This is a genomic window from Actinoplanes ianthinogenes (assembly GCF_018324205.1).
GTDB classification, from domain to species: Bacteria; Actinomycetota; Actinomycetes; order Mycobacteriales; family Micromonosporaceae; genus Actinoplanes; species Actinoplanes ianthinogenes.
Genome location: NZ_AP023356.1, coordinates 6624049 through 6639932, shown reverse-complemented (window position 1 = coordinate 6639932; position 15884 = coordinate 6624049). Strand labels below are relative to the sequence as shown.

Here is a 15884-nt window from a genome sequence, read left to right as displayed (position 1 = left end):
TCAAGGGGCCCCCAGCGCAAGCCGATACCCGGGCTGGTCCTCATGGCCCTATCCCCGGCCCGGAAAGGGCCACCAGCACCAGCCCGAACCCACCGAGCTGGCACTCACGGCCCTAACCCCGACCCAGAAAGGGCCACCAAAACCAGCCCGAACCCAACGAGCTGGCACTCACGGCCCTAACCCCGACCCAGAAAGGGCCACCAAAACCAGCCCGAACCCAACAAGCTGGCACTCACAGCCCTAACCCCGACCCAGAAAGGACCACCAGCACCAGCCCGAACCCACCGAGCTGGCACTCACGGCCGTATCCCGGATCCGGATAGGGCCACCAGGGCCAGCCGCCCGAGCGCACCGGGTAAAGCAGACGGCGTTACCCGAGGTTCGCGGGCCAGACCGCGTACCGAAAAGTCGAACCAGCGGACCGGAACCGGGCCGGACCGGGGCATCAGCCGGCCGTGACCGGCGGCCGGGGCCGTGACCGGCAGAGACGTGGCCTGGCGCGCAGAGACGTGACCAGGCACGGACCGCAACCGGCGGCCGGGCCGGGCAATTCTCTGGCCGACGCGACGGCGTCAGAGAACGGGGGACATCGCTGAGCCGGGTCGTTACCGGGCAGAATGATCTCCTCAGGAAGGCCGCCGACCGGCTCAGTGGTGAACGTTCGCCCCGAGCAGCCGGTCGACCGGCCGGCACAGCCCGCACGGGCTGAAGCCCAGCTCGACCGCCTCGGCGGCCGGCAGCGGCTCGGTGAGCCTGCCGACCAGGTGCGGGCAGTCCGCCATGTGGTAGCGCGGGCGCCCGTCGACGACCAGGACCTCGGTGTCCAGCCGGGCCACCTGGACCGCGTCGGTGGGCCGGACCGACTGCGGCAGCGGCTCGTCGTCCGGATCGTCGGCGTCCGGCTCGCCGAACTCGTCGCCGAGCGGCCCGGAGTCCGCCGGAGTGACGCCCGACGCGGACGCCTGCGCCGGGAACCCGCGCCCCTGAGCCGTGGACTCGGCGGCATCCGGACTGTCAGGTCCGTCCGCGCGCGCCGGGCCGCCGGGGGTGGCGGCCGGGCGGCGCCAGGACTGATCGTCGGCCTCGGTGCTCCGGGCCGCGCCGATCGTGGACGACGCCGCGTGGTAGTCGGCCGCGGCGGGCGTTTCGTCCGGCAGGTGTGTTCCCGCGGCAGGAGCGCCACCGGTCGTTTCGCCGGCGCCGGGGAGATCGACAGTGTCGCCTTGATCCGCCGGGGCCTGATCCGCGTATACCGGATCAGCGCTGCCGGCGGGGAATCCGATCGGGTCGGTCCGTCCCGCGGTGGCGGAGGACTCAGCGGGCTCGGGAGAGTCGGAGGCGTAGGACGCGGCGGCGTGCGGCGTGTCGCCGGGGTACCCGGAATCGGCTGCGGACGCGGCGCCGTCCGGGGCAGAATCGTGGGCGTCGGACGGCGCCGCGGAGGTGCGGCGCGGAGGCGGCCCGGTGGGCACGGCTTCGTCCGGGAGGTCGGCATCGGCCGCGCGACGCGCCGGGGGCTTCTGCCGCAGGCCGATGACCAGGGCGACCGCGGCCAGCAGACTGGCCACGATCGACGCTATGAGAAGACTGCTCGACCCGCGGATCAGACCGATCGCGAGGCACACCACCCCGACGAGGATGAGCGGCAAACTAGCAGGAATCATGGCTCATCCTCGTCGAGATACGGGGCTGCGGGTCAGCGACCCGATTCGATGGCGTTGGAGCGGCCGCCGTACGACCCGGCCAGGCCGGCCGCGGCGAGACCGCCGGAGCCGCCGACCGAACGGCTCGCGTCGGCACGCGCCATCTCGGCCTCCAGGCCCTGACCGCGGCCGTCGAGGTCACGCAGCTGGCTCTCGAGGTACGCCTTCAAGCGCGTGCGGTACTCCCGCTCGAACTGCTTGAGCTCCTCGATGTGCTTCTGGAGCGCGGTCCGCTTGGCGTCCAGGCCGCCCATGGCCTCCTGGTGCCGCTGACGCGCGTCCCGCTCGAGGGCGTCGGCCTTCGCCCGCGCCTCACGGGTGACCTCCTCCGCCTTGGAACGGGCGTCGGAGAGGAGCTTGTCGGCCTCGCGACGGGCGTCGGACACGTGGTCGTCCGCGGTGCGCTGGGCCATCATCAGCACCCGGAGCGCCTGCTGCTCGCCGTCGGCGCCGGTCGGGCCGCCGGCCGGGCCACCCTGGGCACGCACCTGCTCCAGCTCGGCCTGCATCTGCCGGGCTGCCTGCTCGGCCGCCGACTTGTCCCGCTGCACGCGGTCGAGCTGGCCTTTCAGGTCGTTGAGCTCGGCCGCGAGGCGGGGGTCGGCACTCGGGCCGGCTGGCGCGCCACCCCGACCGCCACGCTCCACCTGGGCACGCAGCTCGTTGTTCTCCTCGATCAGACGGGCGAGCTCGCGCTCGACCTCGTCCAGGAAGGCGTCGACCTCCTCCTCGTCATACCCCCGCTTGCCGATCGGGGGCTTCTTGAAGGCGACGTTATGCACGTCGGCCGGGGTCAGCGGCATCGAAACTCCTCGGGTCAGTCGCGGCCGCGGTTGGGGCTGCTGTCTATCTGTAATTCAGGATGAGGCGAGCTAGCACTAACTCCATGAGCACGAACAGGATAACCAGCAGCACGATGGAAGCCAGGTCCAAACTCACGTTACCAATGCGCAGCGGTGGGATCACACGCCTCAACGCCTTCAGGGGTGGATCCGTGACGCTCCACACCAATTCGAGTGCGGCGGACGCGCCCCGGCCCGGTTGCCAGCGGCGTCCGTACTGGAGCACCGCTCCCATGACGAACCTGCTCAGCAGCACCAGGAAGAAGAAGTACACCAACAGATAGAGAATCTGGAACACGATCGACAGCACGTCCGGCGGATCCCTCGTTCGGGTCAACTCTGAGTGAAGAAGCCACCCTCAGCGATCTTGGCCTTGTCCTCTGCGGTGACCTGGACATTCGCCGGTGAGAGCAGGAAAACCCGGTTGGTCACGCGCTCGATCGTACCCCGGAGGCCGAACGCCAGGCCCGCCGCGAAGTCCACAAGCCGCCGCGCGTCCGACTCGTCCATCTCGGTGAGATTGATGATCACCGGTGTCCCGTCGCGGAAGTGCTCGCCGATCGTCCGCGCCTCCCGGTACGTGGTGGGGTGCAGCGTGGTGATCTGGTACCGCTGCTCCTCCTCCACCGGACGGTGCTGGACCTGCGGCTGGTGGACCGGCGGCTGCGGGGCCAGCGCCAGGTTCTCCCGGGTGGAGTAGGTCAGCGACGAGGACTGCTCGGGCGCGGACGAGGGCCGGGTGATCGACCGGACGCTGGCCCGCTCGATCCGCTCGTCGTCGTCCCGGTCCAGATCGGCGCGCACCGAGGAGACGCGCTCGCTGAGCCGGCTGCTGCGCTCGAACCGGTCGGACCGGTCGGACCGATCGCGGTCGGCACGGGCCCGCGGGACGGCGTGCTCCTCCTCGACCTCGTCCTCGTCGTAGGAGTCCGAGTACCGGGAGCTGGAGGAGTAACGATCCCGGTCGCGGTCCCGATCCCGGTCCCGGGACGTGCGGTGGGAGGTCTCCCTGTACCCACGGTCCTCGTAGTCGACGTCCTCTTCCTCAGCAAGCCCCAGCCACACGAGCGACTTCCGAAAACCGTTCATGCCCCCACCTCCGTCCGCTTCTGCGGCTCACGCCCCCCGGCGAACCGCTTCCCCCTGGCGAGCCGGACATCGAGTCCGATGCGGACCCGCGGCTCACTGCGACGCTGCGTCGTTGGACGCAACGGCCGCCGGGCGGTGGCACGTCGCGTAAAACAACACCCATGTAGTTTGCTGCCCGCCGCAAGGCTACCGCAGCGAGTTTCGCATCCCGAGTAAAGATGTACCGATCCGTACGTGTGTCGCCCCATGCCGGACAGCGGCCTCCAAATCGCCACTCATCCCGGCCGACAGCACGGTCGCGCCGGGATGCGTCGCGACGAGCTGACCAGCCAGTTCGGCCAGTCGGGCGAAGGCGCGATCGGGATCCTCGCCGAGCGGGGCGACGGCCATCAGCCCGCCCAGCCGCAGCCCGTCCGACGCGGCCACCGCGTCGGATACCCGCCAGAGATCGTCTCCGGTCACCCCACCGCGGTGCGGGTCGCCGTCCAGGCTCACCTGGACCAGCGCCTCGAGCGGCTCGTCACGCGCCGCGACGGCGGCCCGGTCCAGCGCCGTGACCAGACGCAGCGAGTCCACGGACTCGACCACATCGGCGTACGCGGAAACTGATTTTGCCTTGTTGCGCTGCAATTGTCCGACGAAATGCCAGCGCAGGCGCACGCCGGCGGCCCGGACCTCGGCCGCCTTGCCGGACGCGTCCTGATCCTTGTTCTCCCCCACGTCGGTGACGCCGAGACCGGCGAGCAACAGCACGTCGCTCGCCGGGTAGGTCTTCGTCACCGCGGTCAGCGTGACCGAATCCGGTCGCCGGCCGGCCGCCTCGCAGGCGCGCGAGATCCGCTCGCGCACCTGCCGGAGGTTGGCGGCGAGCTCGGCCCGCCGCGCCTCGTCACTCATCACGAACCATAGGTGCGGTCAGGAACCGTTCTTCAGGAAGTCCGGCACGTCCACGTCGTCGAAGAGCACCTTGCGCGGCGTCGGCGTGGCCGGCATCGGCGGCTGCTGGTGCTGCGTGATCGAGGTCGACGTGATCGGCGACGACGTCTGCGCCGGCGGCGACTGCGGGATCGACTTGCGCACCGGCTCGGACGGCTTGTAGGAGGGCGAACCCCCGTCGAAGCCCGCGGCGATCACGGTCACCCGCACCTCGTCGCCGAGCGCGTCGTCGATGACCGCGCCGAAGATGATGTTCGCGTCCGGGTGGGCCGCGTCGGTGACCAGCTGCGCCGCGTCGTTGATCTCGAACAGGCCCAGGTCGGAGCCACCGGCGATGGAGAGCAGCACGCCGCGCGCGCCGTCCATGCTCTGCTCCAGCAGCGGGCTGGAGATGGCCCGCTCGGCCGCCTCGACCGCGCGGTTGTCGCCGCGCGCGCTGCCGATGCCCATGAGCGCGCTGCCCGCGTTGCTCATCACGCTCTTGACGTCGGCGAAGTCCAGGTTGATCAGACCGGGCGTGGTGATCAGGTCGGTGATGCCCTGAACACCGGAGAGCAGCACCTGGTCGGCCTGGCGGAACGCGTCCATCATGCTGATGCCGCGGTCGCCGAGCGCCAGCAGCCGGTCGTTCGGGATCACGATCAGCGTGTCGCACTGGTTGCGCAGCTCGTCGATGCCGGCCTCGGCCTGGACCTGGCGTCGCTTGCCCTCGAAGGAGAACGGGCGGGTCACCACGCCGATGGTCAGCGCGCCCAGCTTGCGGGCGATGTTCGCCACCACCGGGGCGCCACCGGTGCCGGTGCCGCCACCCTCGCCGCAGGTCACGAAGACCATGTCGGCGCCCTTGAGGACCTCCTCGATCTCGTCGCGGTGGTCCTCGGCGGCGTTCTTGCCGACCTCGGGCTGGGCGCCGGCGCCCAGACCACGAGTCAGTTCGCGGCCGACGTCCAGTTTGACGTCGGCGTCACTCATCAGCAGGGCCTGGGCATCGGTGTTGATCGCGATGAACTCGACGCCTTTGAGCCCAACCTCGATCATGCGGTTCACGGCATTCACGCCGCCGCCGCCGATGCCGACGACCTTGATGACCGCAAGATAGTTGTGCGGAGGTGTCATCGGGCTCAGCCTTCCCTTCCGGGGTTGGCGGATGTCGAGGGCCCCTGCGGTTCCACGGGGATCCGCACTTCGACATCCACTGCCGTACAAGGGAGGGCGAGGAAACCCTCACCCTCTACTAGAGGTTTAGAGTTATGTCAACCACTCAAACCTCTTCGACGCAACGTATGCGGACATCGCGCCGGGACCAAAGAACCCGGACGGCGTGTCGCGTCCGCTTACGAGGTGAGTATGCGACTCACCCGTAACCTCGACGGTAATATTCCGTTCGTACGTTTTTGCCGGTTTTAGATAATTAGTTACCGGATGGTCACGATCCTTGGGGCGCTCACGTCGAACTCGGTGCCCTTCCGCTTGATCAGCGCGGTGGCCACCTTGCTCTTCTGATCGCTCTGGGTGTCGTCGCCCCAGACCACCACCCGGCCCTTGCTGAGCTCCAGCCGGATCGCCACCGGCGTCGGCACCGCGATCGCCACCAGCTGCTCGCGCAGGTCGTCGCTGAGCGCACCCAGCACGATCAGCGCCGAGGCGGTGTTCGCGTCGGCCGGGCCGGGCGTCGCCAGCCGGGCCAGCGGCAGACCGGCCGGCGCCTCGGCCACCGTCCGGAACGCCACACCGTCGTCGTCGATCAGGGTGAACCCGCCCTGGCCCGGCACCGCGGCCACGGCGACCCGCTCGACCACCTCGATCCGCAGGGTGGACGGCCAGCTCCGGGTGACCGTCACCCTGTCGACCGGGGCCAGTCCCCGCACCCGGGCCTCGACCTCGTCCGGGTCGACCCGGGCCAGCGGACGGTCGGCCGGCACGGCGGCGGCGGCCCGCACCTGCTCGGGGTCGAGCGTCTGGGCGCCGACCACGTCCACCGTCTTGACCCCGAGCACCGCGGTGCCGTAGATCAGCCAGGCCAGGCCGCCGGCCACCAGCAGCGCGCCGGCGCCGATCAGCCAGGGCAGCGCGGCCCGCAGGCGGCGCTGCCGGGCCCGGGCCATGAACCGGCGCGCGGACGGCGGCACCGCGTCGGTGTCCGCCCGCACCAGCCGCCAGTTGCGGGTGCCCGAGCCGGCCACCGTCAGCCCGCGAGGTCCGGCCGCAGGTCCGCCTCGCTGAGCGCGGCCAGCAGCTCGTCGCCCATCAGCGAGATCGGCGGCGCGCCCATGGTCACCACCACGTCGCCGGGCCGGCTGCGGCGGACCACCTCGGCCGGCACGTCCTCCCAGTCCGGGACGAAGATCTTGCGGTCGGCGGGCAGGTCGATCGCGGCGGTCAGGGCGAGACCGCCCTCACCCGGCCCGCGGGCCTCGCCCGGGCCGAACACCTCCATGATGATCGCCTCGTCGGCCACGGCCAGGCCCTCGGCCAGCTCGGCCTGCAGGTCGCGGGTCCGGTACACCCGGTACGGCTGGAAGACCACCAGCAGCCGCCCGTCCCCGGCCACCTCGCGCAGCGTGCGCAGGGCGGCCAGCACCGAGGTCGGGTGGTACGCGTACTCGTCGTAGACCCGGACGCCGGCCGCGGTGCCCTTGCGCTCGAACCGGCGGCGGACCCCCGGGAACGACTCCAGCGCCTCGACGATCTTGTCCAGCGGCAGGCCCAGCTTGAGCGCGGTGAGCACGGTCGCGGCGCTGTTCAGCCCCATGTGCTTGCCGGGCAGCGCGAGCTTGAACTCGCCCAGCGGCTTGCCCTCCAGCTCGGCCTGGTAGCGCACGCCGCTGACGGTGGAGACCACGTCACTGATCCGGAAGTCCGCGTCGGGCGACTCGCCGTATGTGTAAACGGTCTTGCCCTGAGCCCGCAGCCCGGCGATCAGCTCCTCGGTCCCCGGCCCGTCCGCGCAGGTCACCACGAAACCGTCGGCCAGCCCGCCGAACTCCAGGAACCCGGCCTTGAGGTTGTCCAGGTCGCCCCAGTTGTTGAGGTGATCGCCCTCGATGTTGGTGATGATCGCGACGTGCGGGCGGTAGATCAGGAACGACCGGTCGTGCTCGTCCGCCTCGGCCACGAAATGCGGGCCGGTGCCGTGGTGGCCGTTCGACCCGGCCGCGGAGAGCTCGCCGCCGATCACGAACGACGGGTCCTGACCGGCGTGCTGGAGGATCACCGTCATGATCGACGTGGTGGTGGTCTTGCCGTGGGTGCCGGCCACCGCGATGGTCTGCCGGTTCGTCATCGCCGCGGCGAGCGCCTCGGAGCGGTGCAGCACCCGCAGCCCCCGGCGGCGGGCCTCGACCATCTCCACGTGGTCCCGCGGGATGGCGGTGGAGTAGACGACCGTGTCGACGCCGTCCAGGTTCGACGCCTCGTGCGCCATGTGCACGGTCCCGCCGAGCGCGCGCATCCCGGCCAGGGCGGGCCACTCGCGCAGCTCGCTGCCGGAGACCGGGATGCCCCGGGTCAGCAGGAGCCGGGCCAGGCCGGCCATGCCGACCCCGCCGATCCCGATCAGATGCACGCTGCCCAGGTCCTCGGCGGTCATCTCACCGGCCGGCGTCAACTCCGCCGTGTTCACCACGTCTCTCCCTCAGTCACAGAAAAGCTCACCGACCCACCGCTTCCAGAACGAAGCGCAGCAGCTGCTCGTCACCGTCGCGGCGGCCGTACTGCGCCGCGGCGTGCCCCATGCCGGCCAGCCGCTGCCGGTCCCGGGCCAGCGGGATGATGTTGCGCTCGATCCAGTCCGGGGTCAGCTCGCTGTTGTCCACCAGCAGGCCGCCACCCGCCTCGACCACCGGCAGCGCGTTGCGGCGCTGCTCCTGGTTGCTGAACGGATAGGGCACGTAGATGGCGGGCATGCCGAGCGCGGTGGTCTCGGCGACCGTGATCGCCCCGCCCCGGCAGAGCATCAGGTCGGCGGCAGCGTATCCGAGCTGCATGTCCGACAGGTAGGGCACGACGACATAAGGCACCGGCAGGTCGTTCGGCACGTCGAAGGGGTCGTTGCGCCCGCCCTGCACGTGCAGCACCTGGATGCCGGCGTGCGCCAGCCGCTTGGCCGCCGCGGCCACCGCCAGGTTGATCGTCCGCGCGCCGGACGAGCCGCCGGAGACGAACAGCACCGGCAGGTCGGGGCGCAGCCCGAAGTGGTAGAGCGCCTGCGGACGCAGCGCCGCCCGGTCCATCTGGGTGATGCCGGTACGCAACGGGACGCCGACCAGGCGCGCGTTGCGCAGCGACTCGGCCTGCTCCAGCTGGTGCGGGAAGCCGACGGCGACCCGCTTGGTGAACTTCATGCCCATCCGATTGGCCACACCGGGCGGCACGTTCACCTCGTGCACCACGATCGGCAGCTCGCGGCGCCAGGCGGCCAGGTAGGCCGGCACCGAGACGTAGCCGCCGAACCCGACCACGACCTCGGCCTGCACCTCGTCGAGGATCTCGCCGGCCGCGTGGGTGGACTTGTACATCCGGTCCGGGGTGCGCAGCAGGTCCAGGTTGAGCGAGCGGGGCAGCTGGAACGCCGGGATCACCCGCAGGTCGTAGCCGGCCGCCGGGATGAGCTGGTTCTCCATCCCCTTGGGGCTGCCCAGCGTGGTGATCCGGATCTGCGGGAAGTGCCGGCGTAACGCGTCGGCAAAGGCCAGCAGCGGATAGATGTGTCCGCCGGTGCCTCCCCCGGCGAGCACGACCGACCGCAGCGGAACCATCACCGTCTCCTTCCGTCCCCCGCACCAACGGACTTCACCGGCTTCACCGGCTTCGCCGGCGTCTTGGAGACCGGCCGCCGCGGCGAGGGAAGCGGCGGCAGCGGGGCCCAGACTAGTCGCACCCATCGAGGCGTCGGACGGGCGTTCAGGGCCCGCGCCGCGTCCGGCTCCGCCCGGGCGAACGAGGCGAGCATCCCGATCGCCGCCATCGCCACGATCAGGGCGCTACCACCTGCGGAAATGAACGGCAGCGGAAGACCGGTGATGGGCAGCAGACCGACCACACCGCCCATGTTGATCACCGCTTGGGCGACCAGCCAGGTGGTGATCGCGGCGGCCGCGAGCCGGCGGAACGGGTCGGCCGAGCGGCGGGCGATCCGGAAGCCGCTGTACGCCAGCACCGAGAAGAGCGCCAGCACCACGGTGCAGCCGACCACGCCCATCTCCTCGGCCAGGATCGAGTAGATGAAGTCGTTCTCCGCCTCCGGCACCCAGCCCCACTTGAGCGCGCCCTTGCCCAGGCCGACCCCGAACCAGCCGCCCTCGAAGATCGCCGAGCGGCCCATGATCAGCTGGTAGCAGGCCCCGTTGAGGTCGCACTGGTCGAGCGGCTTGAGGAACGCGGTGAGGCGGGCCACCCGGTAGTTCTCCGCGCCGTCGGTGCCGGAGCCGGCGCCCCGGGACGCGGCCGCGATCAGCAGCCCGATGCCGGCCAGGCCGAGCACGCCGAGCGCGCCGAACACCCGCAGCCGGACACCGGCCGCCCAGAGCAGGCCGACGATCAGCGCCAGCAGCACCAGCATGGTGCCCACGTCGTTGTAGCCGACCAGGACGAAGAGCAGGCCGATCACCGGGAAGAGCGGCATCGCCAGCTCCCGCCAGTGGCCCAGCGCCGGGCCCTTGCGGGCGATCATGTCGGCGCCCCACAGCACCATGCCGAGCTTGGCCAGCTCGGAGGGCTGCATAGGGACGCCGCCGACGTACAGCCAGAGCAGGCTGGCGCTGACCGGGCCCGCGTGCACCACCTGGTTGGCGTCCGCCTTCAGGACGCCGAGGCCCTTCAGCGCGTTCAGCAGGTCCAGGACGCAGAGCAGCACGATCGCGGCGCCCAGGATGTACTTGCCGAGGGTGCGCAGGGTGATCGCGGGCAGCCGCTGGCAGACCCAGAAGGCGACCAGGCCGAGCAGCGCGAAGACCGCCTGGCTGGAGATGGCGGAGAAGGCGTTGCCGTTCTTGGCGTACGCCGCCACGCTGGTCGCCGAGAAGACCATCGTCAGCCCGATCAGCAGCAGCATCCCGGCACTGGCGATCAGCAGGTAGTAGGACGAGAGGGGGCGCGCCAGCAGCCCGTGCACCGCGGGCAGGAACTGCCGGCTCAGTGACGGGCGGGCCTTGTCGGTACGGTCGTCCGCCATGCCCCCATCATCGTCGCGACGACACGCCACCGACGGGTACGTCGATGGCGTGTCGCCTGAGGGTTTGTCGCGTACGCCACGTGCGGGTCCGTCACGGGGTCGAGCAGATGACCGTCAGCGCCGCCCCGCTCCCGGCGGTCAGTCCACCGGAGAACGTGAAGGTCCAGTCCTCGCCGCTTCCGGCGGACCCGATCACCGTGGCGCCTTCCCCGGCGGCCAGGCTCGCGAGGCCGGCGATGGCGGTGTTGCCCTCGCCGCATCCCACGGTCTTGCTGGACTGGCCCTGGGTCGCCGTCGAGTTCACCGACGTCAGCGTCGGCGTGGTGCCGGGAAGGCCCTGGAGGCCCCGGACGCCCTGGATGCCCTGGATCCCCTGGCTGCCCGGGGCACCGGGAGTCCCGGGCGCACCCGATGCGCCGGTGGCCCCGGTGGCTCCGGTGGCGCCGGTGGCCCCGGTCGGTCCGGTGGGGCCCGCAGGACCGGCAGCACCGGCAGCACCCTGCGGACCGGCGGGGCCCGCAGGCCCGGCGGGACCGGCAGCGCCGGCGGGACCGGCAGGACCGGTAGGACCGGCGGCACCGGTGGCGCCCTTCGGACCGGTGGCGCCCTTCGGGCCCGTCTCGTTCCAGGACTCCAGCATCTCCCCGTTCCGGCACTTGGTCGTGCTGTCGGAGACCCAGCGCATCTCCCCCGACTTCTTGTTCACACAAACCTTGATCACATCGGCCGCGGCGGCGCCGGTCCGGGCGGCGGCTGCCGCCGGTCCCGCACCCACCAGCGACGCGATCGCCATCGCGCCGGCCGAGGTCAGCAGAATCTGTCGCCTCATCGGTTGTTCCATTCTCTGCGCATCGCGGATTCCGGGCCGGCGGTCACCGGCGCAGGACGTCCGGACGCTCCCGCCTGGACGGAGCGCCATCGGCTCCCGCACCGGCAGTCCACAGCCTATGAACCGGTTCGCCCCGGCCATGGGGATATCGACGCATTGGTCACGGCTCCGCGACGACGCCGGCCGCATGCACGCACGCGAATGGGGCCACGGCCGATCGGCCGTGACCCCCGCCCGGTTACCCGGGATCGTGCGGAGAAACCGGTCAGCCCATGACCGCGAGATGGTCGCTGTAGAACAGCCCCAGACCGATCGCCGCGCAGATCCCGGCGATGATCCAGAACCGGACCACGATGTTCACCTCGGACCAGCCGGCCAACTCGAAGTGGTGCTGGAGCGGCGACATCCGGAACACCCGTTTACCGGTGGTCTTGAACGAGATGATCTGGATGACCACGGACATCGTGATCACCACGAACAGGCCGCCGATGATCACCGAGAGCAGCGTGGTCCGGGTGGCCACCGCCAGGCCGCCGATCAGGCCGCCCAGGCCGAGCGCGCCGGTGTCGCCCATGAAGATCCGCGCCGGGTTGGTGTTCCACCACAGGAAGCCGACGCAGGCCGCCGCCGCGGCCGCCGCGATCAGCGCGATCTCCAGCGGGTCGCGGACCTGGTAGCAGTGCTCCTGGGTGAGCTGGCTGGTGAGCCGGTAGTCGTCGTCGCCGCACCAGTGCCGGTACTGCCAGAAGCCGATCAGCGAGTACGCCCCGAGCACCAGGATCGACGCGCCGGTGGCCAGGCCGTCCAGACCGTCGGTCAGGTTCACGCCGTTGGACATCGCCATGATCACGAAGACGAAGACCATGACCGCGCCGACCTTGCCGACGTCGAGCCAGCTGACGTCCCGGATGAACGAGATCTTCTCGCTCGCCACGGTCTCCCCGTTGGTGCTCGGGAAGTACAGCGCCGCGATGCCGAAGCCGGTGCCGACCAGCAACTGCCCGAGCAGCTTGCCCTTGGCGCTGAGGCCGTCCGAGTTCTTCTTGCGGACCTTCAGGAAGTCGTCCAGGAAGCCGACCGCGCCGCAGAACACGAACAGACCGAGCAGCACCAGCGCGGTCATGGTGGGCCGCTCCTGGGCGATCTGCCGTTCCGGGAGCGTGGTCAGCGCGACGTGGCCGGCGACGTACGCGAAGACCGTGGCCAGGATGAACGCCACGCCGCCCATGGTCGGGGTGCCCCGCTTGCCCAGGTGGGTCTGCGGACCGATGGTCCGGATCGGCTGCCCGGCCTTCAGCGCGGAGAACACCTTGATGGCGATCGGGGTGCCGAAGAGCGAGATGAGAAAGGCGACCGCGGCCGCGACGATGACTGCCCTCACGTGGGCTGAACCTCCTCGGAACGCCGCAGCCAGTCGGCGACGTCCCATGTGCGGTACCGGGAACCCTTGACCAGCACGACATCGTCGGCGCGCAGGTCGTTGCGCAGAATCTCGATCGCGGCGGCCTGGTCGGCGGCGAACCGGGCGGTGCCCCGCCACGCGCCCACCTCCGCCGCGCCGTCCAGGATCGGGCGGGCGTTGTCCGCCACCGCGATCAGCCGGTCCACACCCAGCTCGGCGGCCAGCCGGCCGACCTCGGCGTGCCCGGACACCTCGTGCTCGCCCAGCTCGGCCATGTAGCCGAGCACGGCGGTGGTGCGCTTGCCCTCCCCCATCGCGGCCAGCGCGTGCAGCGCCGCCGCGGTCGAGGACGGGTTGGCGTTGTAGGAGTCGTCGATCAGCGTGACCCCGTCCGGCCGCTGCACCACGTCCATCCGCCGCCCGGACACGATGCCCACCTCGCCGAGCGCGACGACCAGGTCGTCGAAGGCCATCCCGGCGGTCAGCGCGACCGCGGCCGCGGCGAGGCTGTTGGCCACCTGATGCCGCCCGGCCACCCCCAGGCGCACGTTTCCCGATTCAGGACCGGATTTCAGTACGTACGACGCCCGCCCCGTGGCGTCCACGGTGACCTCGGCGGCCCGCAGTCCCGCCGAGTCCCGCTCGCCGACCTGGATGACCCGCGCCACGGTCCGCGAAGCCATCGCCGACACCAGCGGATCGTCCGCGTTCAGCACCGCGACGCCGGACTCCGGCAGCGCCTCGACCAGCTCGCCCTTGGCCCGCGCGGTCCCCTCGACCGACCCGAACTCGCCGAGGTGCGCCGCCCCGACGTTGAGCACCACGCCGATCGACGGCCGGGCGATCCCGGTCAGGTACCGGATGTGCCCGATGCCCCGGGCGCCCATCTCCAGCACCAGGAACCGGGTCTTCTCGTCGGCCTGGAGCACCGTGTAGGGGAAACCCAGCTCGTTGTTGAGCGACCCGGGCAGCGCCACGGTCGGCCCGAGCCGGGACAGCAGCTGCCCGATGTAGTCCTTGGTGGTGGTCTTGCCGGACGAGCCGGTCAGCCCGACCACGGTCAGCTCCGGCAGCCGCTCCAGCACCGCGGTCGCGAGCTTGGCCAGAGCGGCCAGCTGGTCCGCGACGACGACGCCGGGCACGCCCGCGTCCCGGGTGCCGAGCACCCCGGCCGCGCCGGCCGCGACCACCTGCGGGCCGAACTCGTGCCCGTCCACCTTCTCCCCGGCGAACGCCACGAACAGCCCGCCCGGGCCGACCTTGCGGGAGTCGTACTCCACCCCGCCGGTGACGATCGCCGAGCCGTCGCTGTTGACCAGCGTGCCGCCGGTGATCCCGGCGATCTCGGCGAGCGAAAGACTGATCATGAGTGACCCCCCAGCGCGGCGGCCAGCTCGATCCGGTCGTCGAACGGCAGCACCTGGCCGTTCACCTCCTGGCCCTGCTCGTTGCCCTTGCCCAGGACGGCGATCACGTCGCCCGCGGCGGCCATCCGGACCGCCTCGTCGATCGCCGCCCGGCGTCCGGCGACCTCGACCACCTTGGCGGCCGAGTGTGCCTGTTCGGCGCCACGGCGCACTGCCGCGCGTACCGAAGCCGGGTCCTCGGTCCTGGGGTTGTCGTCCGTGATGATCACCAAGTCGGCGCCCTGCGCCGCGGCCTCACCCATCAGCGGCCGCTTGCCCTTGTCCCGGTCGCCGCCGGCGCCGAGCACGCAGATCAGCCGCCCGCCGCGACCGGTGGCCAGCTCGCGCAGCGCCGCGAGGGCGGCCACGATCGCGTTGGGCTTGTGCGCGTAGTCGACGACGCCGAGCACCTCACCGGGCGACGGAACCTGCTCCAGCCGGCCCGGCACCCCGGAGCACTCGAGGATCCCGCGACCGGCCACCGCCGGGTCGACACCGACCGAGGCGAGCAGGGCGAGCGCGAGCAGCGCGTTGGCGACGTTGTGCAGGCCGGGCAGCGCGACGCCGGTGTCGACGGTGACGCCGCCCGGTCCGTGCGCGGTGAACAGCTGACCGAAGTCCGACGGGCGCACGCCGGAAGCCCACCAGGTGGCGTCCCGGTTGCCCGCCGCCGAGTAAGTCACCATGCCCGGCTTGAAAAGCGACATGACGGAGGAATCGTCATGGTTGAGCACCCCGACCGCGCTGCGCCCGTCGAAGAGCCGGGCCTTGGCCGCGAAATACTCCTCCGACGTCGGGTGGAAGTCCAGGTGGTCCTGGCCGAAGTTGGTGTACCCGGAGGCCGCGAACCGGATCCCGTCCGCCCGGCCCATGACCAGGGCGTGGCTGGACACCTCCATGACCACCGCGGAGACCCCCCGGTCCACCCCGACGGCCAGGATCGCCTGGAGGTCGGTGGCCTCGGGCGTGGTGCGGACGCTCTTCACGGTGAAGTCGCCGAGCCTGGTCTCCACCGTGCCGACCAGGCCGGTGACCTTCCCGGCCGCCCGCAACCCGGCCTCCACCAGGTACGACGTCGAGGTCTTGCCGGCCGTCCCGGTGATCCCGATCATGGTGAGCCGCCGGGACGGATCGCCGTAGATCGCCGCCGCGGCCGCGCCGAGCACCGCTCGCGGAGCGTCGGCGACCAGCACCGGCAACCCGGCGGCGAGCGCGGCCTCGCGCCCGGCCGGGTCGGTCAGCACCGCCGCCGCGCCGGAGCGGGCCGCGTCGGCGACGAACTCGGCGCCATGCCGGTTCGCGCCGGGCAGCGCCGCGTAGAGATCTCCAGGGCGCACCGCGCCACTACTGTGCGTGACCCCGGTGACATCGACGTCACCACCGTGCAGCGTTGCCGTGAGCAGCTCAGCGAGCCGCGTCAACGGGAACGGCGCGACGGTCTCGGGGCGGGGAATGCCGGACACGGCGTCAGACCCTACCCGGTACGGCACCGGTTCCCGTCAACG

General features: G+C 71.3%; 14 protein-coding genes. All 14 read right to left on the bottom strand.

Translation table 11 applies throughout. The features are described 5' to 3' along the window. Positions 1–647: 647 nt before the first annotated feature. The 14 genes from Aiant_RS47085 to Aiant_RS30180 all read right to left on the bottom strand — a co-directional run bounded on the left by Aiant_RS47085 (position 648) and on the right by Aiant_RS30180 (position 15842). Positions 648–1664, bottom strand: coding sequence for a hypothetical protein (locus tag Aiant_RS47085; RefSeq protein WP_189335738.1), 1017 nt, complete (start codon positions 1662–1664; stop codon positions 648–650). A gap of 32 nt (positions 1665–1696) precedes the next feature. Then, positions 1697–2506 (bottom strand): DivIVA domain-containing protein, encoded by an 810-nt coding sequence (locus Aiant_RS30240; RefSeq protein ID WP_189335737.1) that lies wholly within the window; start codon positions 2504–2506, stop codon positions 1697–1699. A gap of 43 nt (positions 2507–2549) precedes the next feature. Further along, entirely contained in the window at positions 2550–2855 is a 306-nt protein-coding gene (locus tag Aiant_RS30235) for a YggT family protein (RefSeq protein WP_189335736.1), read from the bottom strand. Between the two features lie 23 nt (positions 2856–2878). After that, a complete protein-coding gene (locus tag Aiant_RS30230; RefSeq protein WP_189335735.1) occupies positions 2879–3634 on the bottom strand; it encodes a cell division protein SepF in 756 nt (251 codons plus the stop codon). 186 nt (positions 3635–3820) lie between these two features. Then, positions 3821–4531, bottom strand: coding sequence for a YggS family pyridoxal phosphate-dependent enzyme (locus Aiant_RS30225; protein ID WP_189335734.1), 711 nt, complete (start codon positions 4529–4531; stop codon positions 3821–3823). 18 nt (positions 4532–4549) lie between these two features. Beyond that, positions 4550–5686 carry a cell division protein FtsZ gene (gene ftsZ / locus Aiant_RS30220; RefSeq protein WP_189335733.1) on the bottom strand — a complete coding sequence of 379 codons (1137 nt, stop codon included), beginning with the start codon at positions 5684–5686 and terminating at the stop codon, positions 4550–4552. Positions 5687–5985: 299 nt separating this feature from the next. Beyond that, a complete protein-coding gene (locus Aiant_RS30215; RefSeq protein WP_229831277.1) occupies positions 5986–6753 on the bottom strand; it encodes a cell division protein FtsQ/DivIB in 768 nt (255 codons plus the stop codon). A gap of 2 nt (positions 6754–6755) precedes the next feature. Next, the gene (gene murC / locus Aiant_RS30210) at positions 6756–8192 is read right to left on the bottom strand and encodes a UDP-N-acetylmuramate--L-alanine ligase (RefSeq protein ID WP_189335732.1); all 1437 of its coding nucleotides are present in this window, start codon (positions 8190–8192) and stop codon (positions 6756–6758) included. A gap of 28 nt (positions 8193–8220) precedes the next feature. After that, on the bottom strand, positions 8221–9327 hold the full coding sequence (gene murG / locus Aiant_RS30205) for an undecaprenyldiphospho-muramoylpentapeptide beta-N-acetylglucosaminyltransferase (RefSeq protein WP_189335731.1): 1107 nt from the start codon (positions 9325–9327) through the stop codon (positions 8221–8223). Continuing rightward, positions 9327–10742 carry an FtsW/RodA/SpoVE family cell cycle protein gene (locus Aiant_RS30200; protein WP_189335730.1) on the bottom strand — a complete coding sequence of 472 codons (1416 nt, stop codon included), beginning with the start codon at positions 10740–10742 and terminating at the stop codon, positions 9327–9329. The genes murG and Aiant_RS30200 overlap by 1 nt, the downstream gene beginning before the upstream one ends. Before the next feature lie 91 nt (positions 10743–10833). After that, entirely contained in the window at positions 10834–11571 is a 738-nt protein-coding gene (locus Aiant_RS30195) for a hypothetical protein (protein ID WP_212846549.1), read from the bottom strand. A 265-nt stretch (positions 11572–11836) separates the two neighbouring features. Further along, positions 11837–12952, bottom strand: coding sequence for a phospho-N-acetylmuramoyl-pentapeptide-transferase (gene mraY / locus Aiant_RS30190; protein ID WP_189335728.1), 1116 nt, complete (start codon positions 12950–12952; stop codon positions 11837–11839). Further along, a complete protein-coding gene (locus Aiant_RS30185) occupies positions 12949–14340 on the bottom strand; it encodes a UDP-N-acetylmuramoyl-tripeptide--D-alanyl-D-alanine ligase (RefSeq protein ID WP_189335727.1) in 1392 nt (463 codons plus the stop codon). Before Aiant_RS30185 ends, mraY begins: the two co-directional genes overlap by 4 nt. Next, on the bottom strand, positions 14337–15842 hold the full coding sequence (locus tag Aiant_RS30180; protein ID WP_189335726.1) for a UDP-N-acetylmuramoyl-L-alanyl-D-glutamate--2,6-diaminopimelate ligase: 1506 nt from the start codon (positions 15840–15842) through the stop codon (positions 14337–14339). The genes Aiant_RS30185 and Aiant_RS30180 overlap by 4 nt, the downstream gene beginning before the upstream one ends. Positions 15843–15884 lie beyond the last annotated feature (42 nt).

Excerpts from the sequence above, each read along its gene's own strand:
- Aiant_RS47085 (WP_189335738.1), bottom strand. The coding sequence starts at position 1,664 with ATGATTCCTGCTAGTTTGCCGCTCATCCTCGTCGGGGTGGTGTGCCTC.
- Aiant_RS30240 (WP_189335737.1), bottom strand. The coding sequence starts at position 2,506 with ATGCCGCTGACCCCGGCCGACGTGCATAACGTCGCCTTCAAGAAGCCC.
- ftsZ (WP_189335733.1), bottom strand. The coding sequence starts at position 5,686 with ATGACACCTCCGCACAACTATCTTGCGGTCATCAAGGTCGTCGGCATC.
- murG (WP_189335731.1), bottom strand. The coding sequence starts at position 9,327 with ATGGTTCCGCTGCGGTCGGTCGTGCTCGCCGGGGGAGGCACCGGCGGA.
- Aiant_RS30195 (WP_212846549.1), bottom strand. The coding sequence starts at position 11,571 with ATGAGGCGACAGATTCTGCTGACCTCGGCCGGCGCGATGGCGATCGCG.
- Aiant_RS30230 (WP_189335735.1), bottom strand. The coding sequence starts at position 3,634 with ATGAACGGTTTTCGGAAGTCGCTCGTGTGGCTGGGGCTTGCTGAGGAA.
- Aiant_RS30185 (WP_189335727.1), bottom strand. The coding sequence starts at position 14,340 with ATGATCAGTCTTTCGCTCGCCGAGATCGCCGGGATCACCGGCGGCACG.
- Aiant_RS30225 (WP_189335734.1), bottom strand. The coding sequence starts at position 4,531 with ATGAGTGACGAGGCGCGGCGGGCCGAGCTCGCCGCCAACCTCCGGCAG.
- Aiant_RS30200 (WP_189335730.1), bottom strand. The coding sequence starts at position 10,742 with ATGGCGGACGACCGTACCGACAAGGCCCGCCCGTCACTGAGCCGGCAG.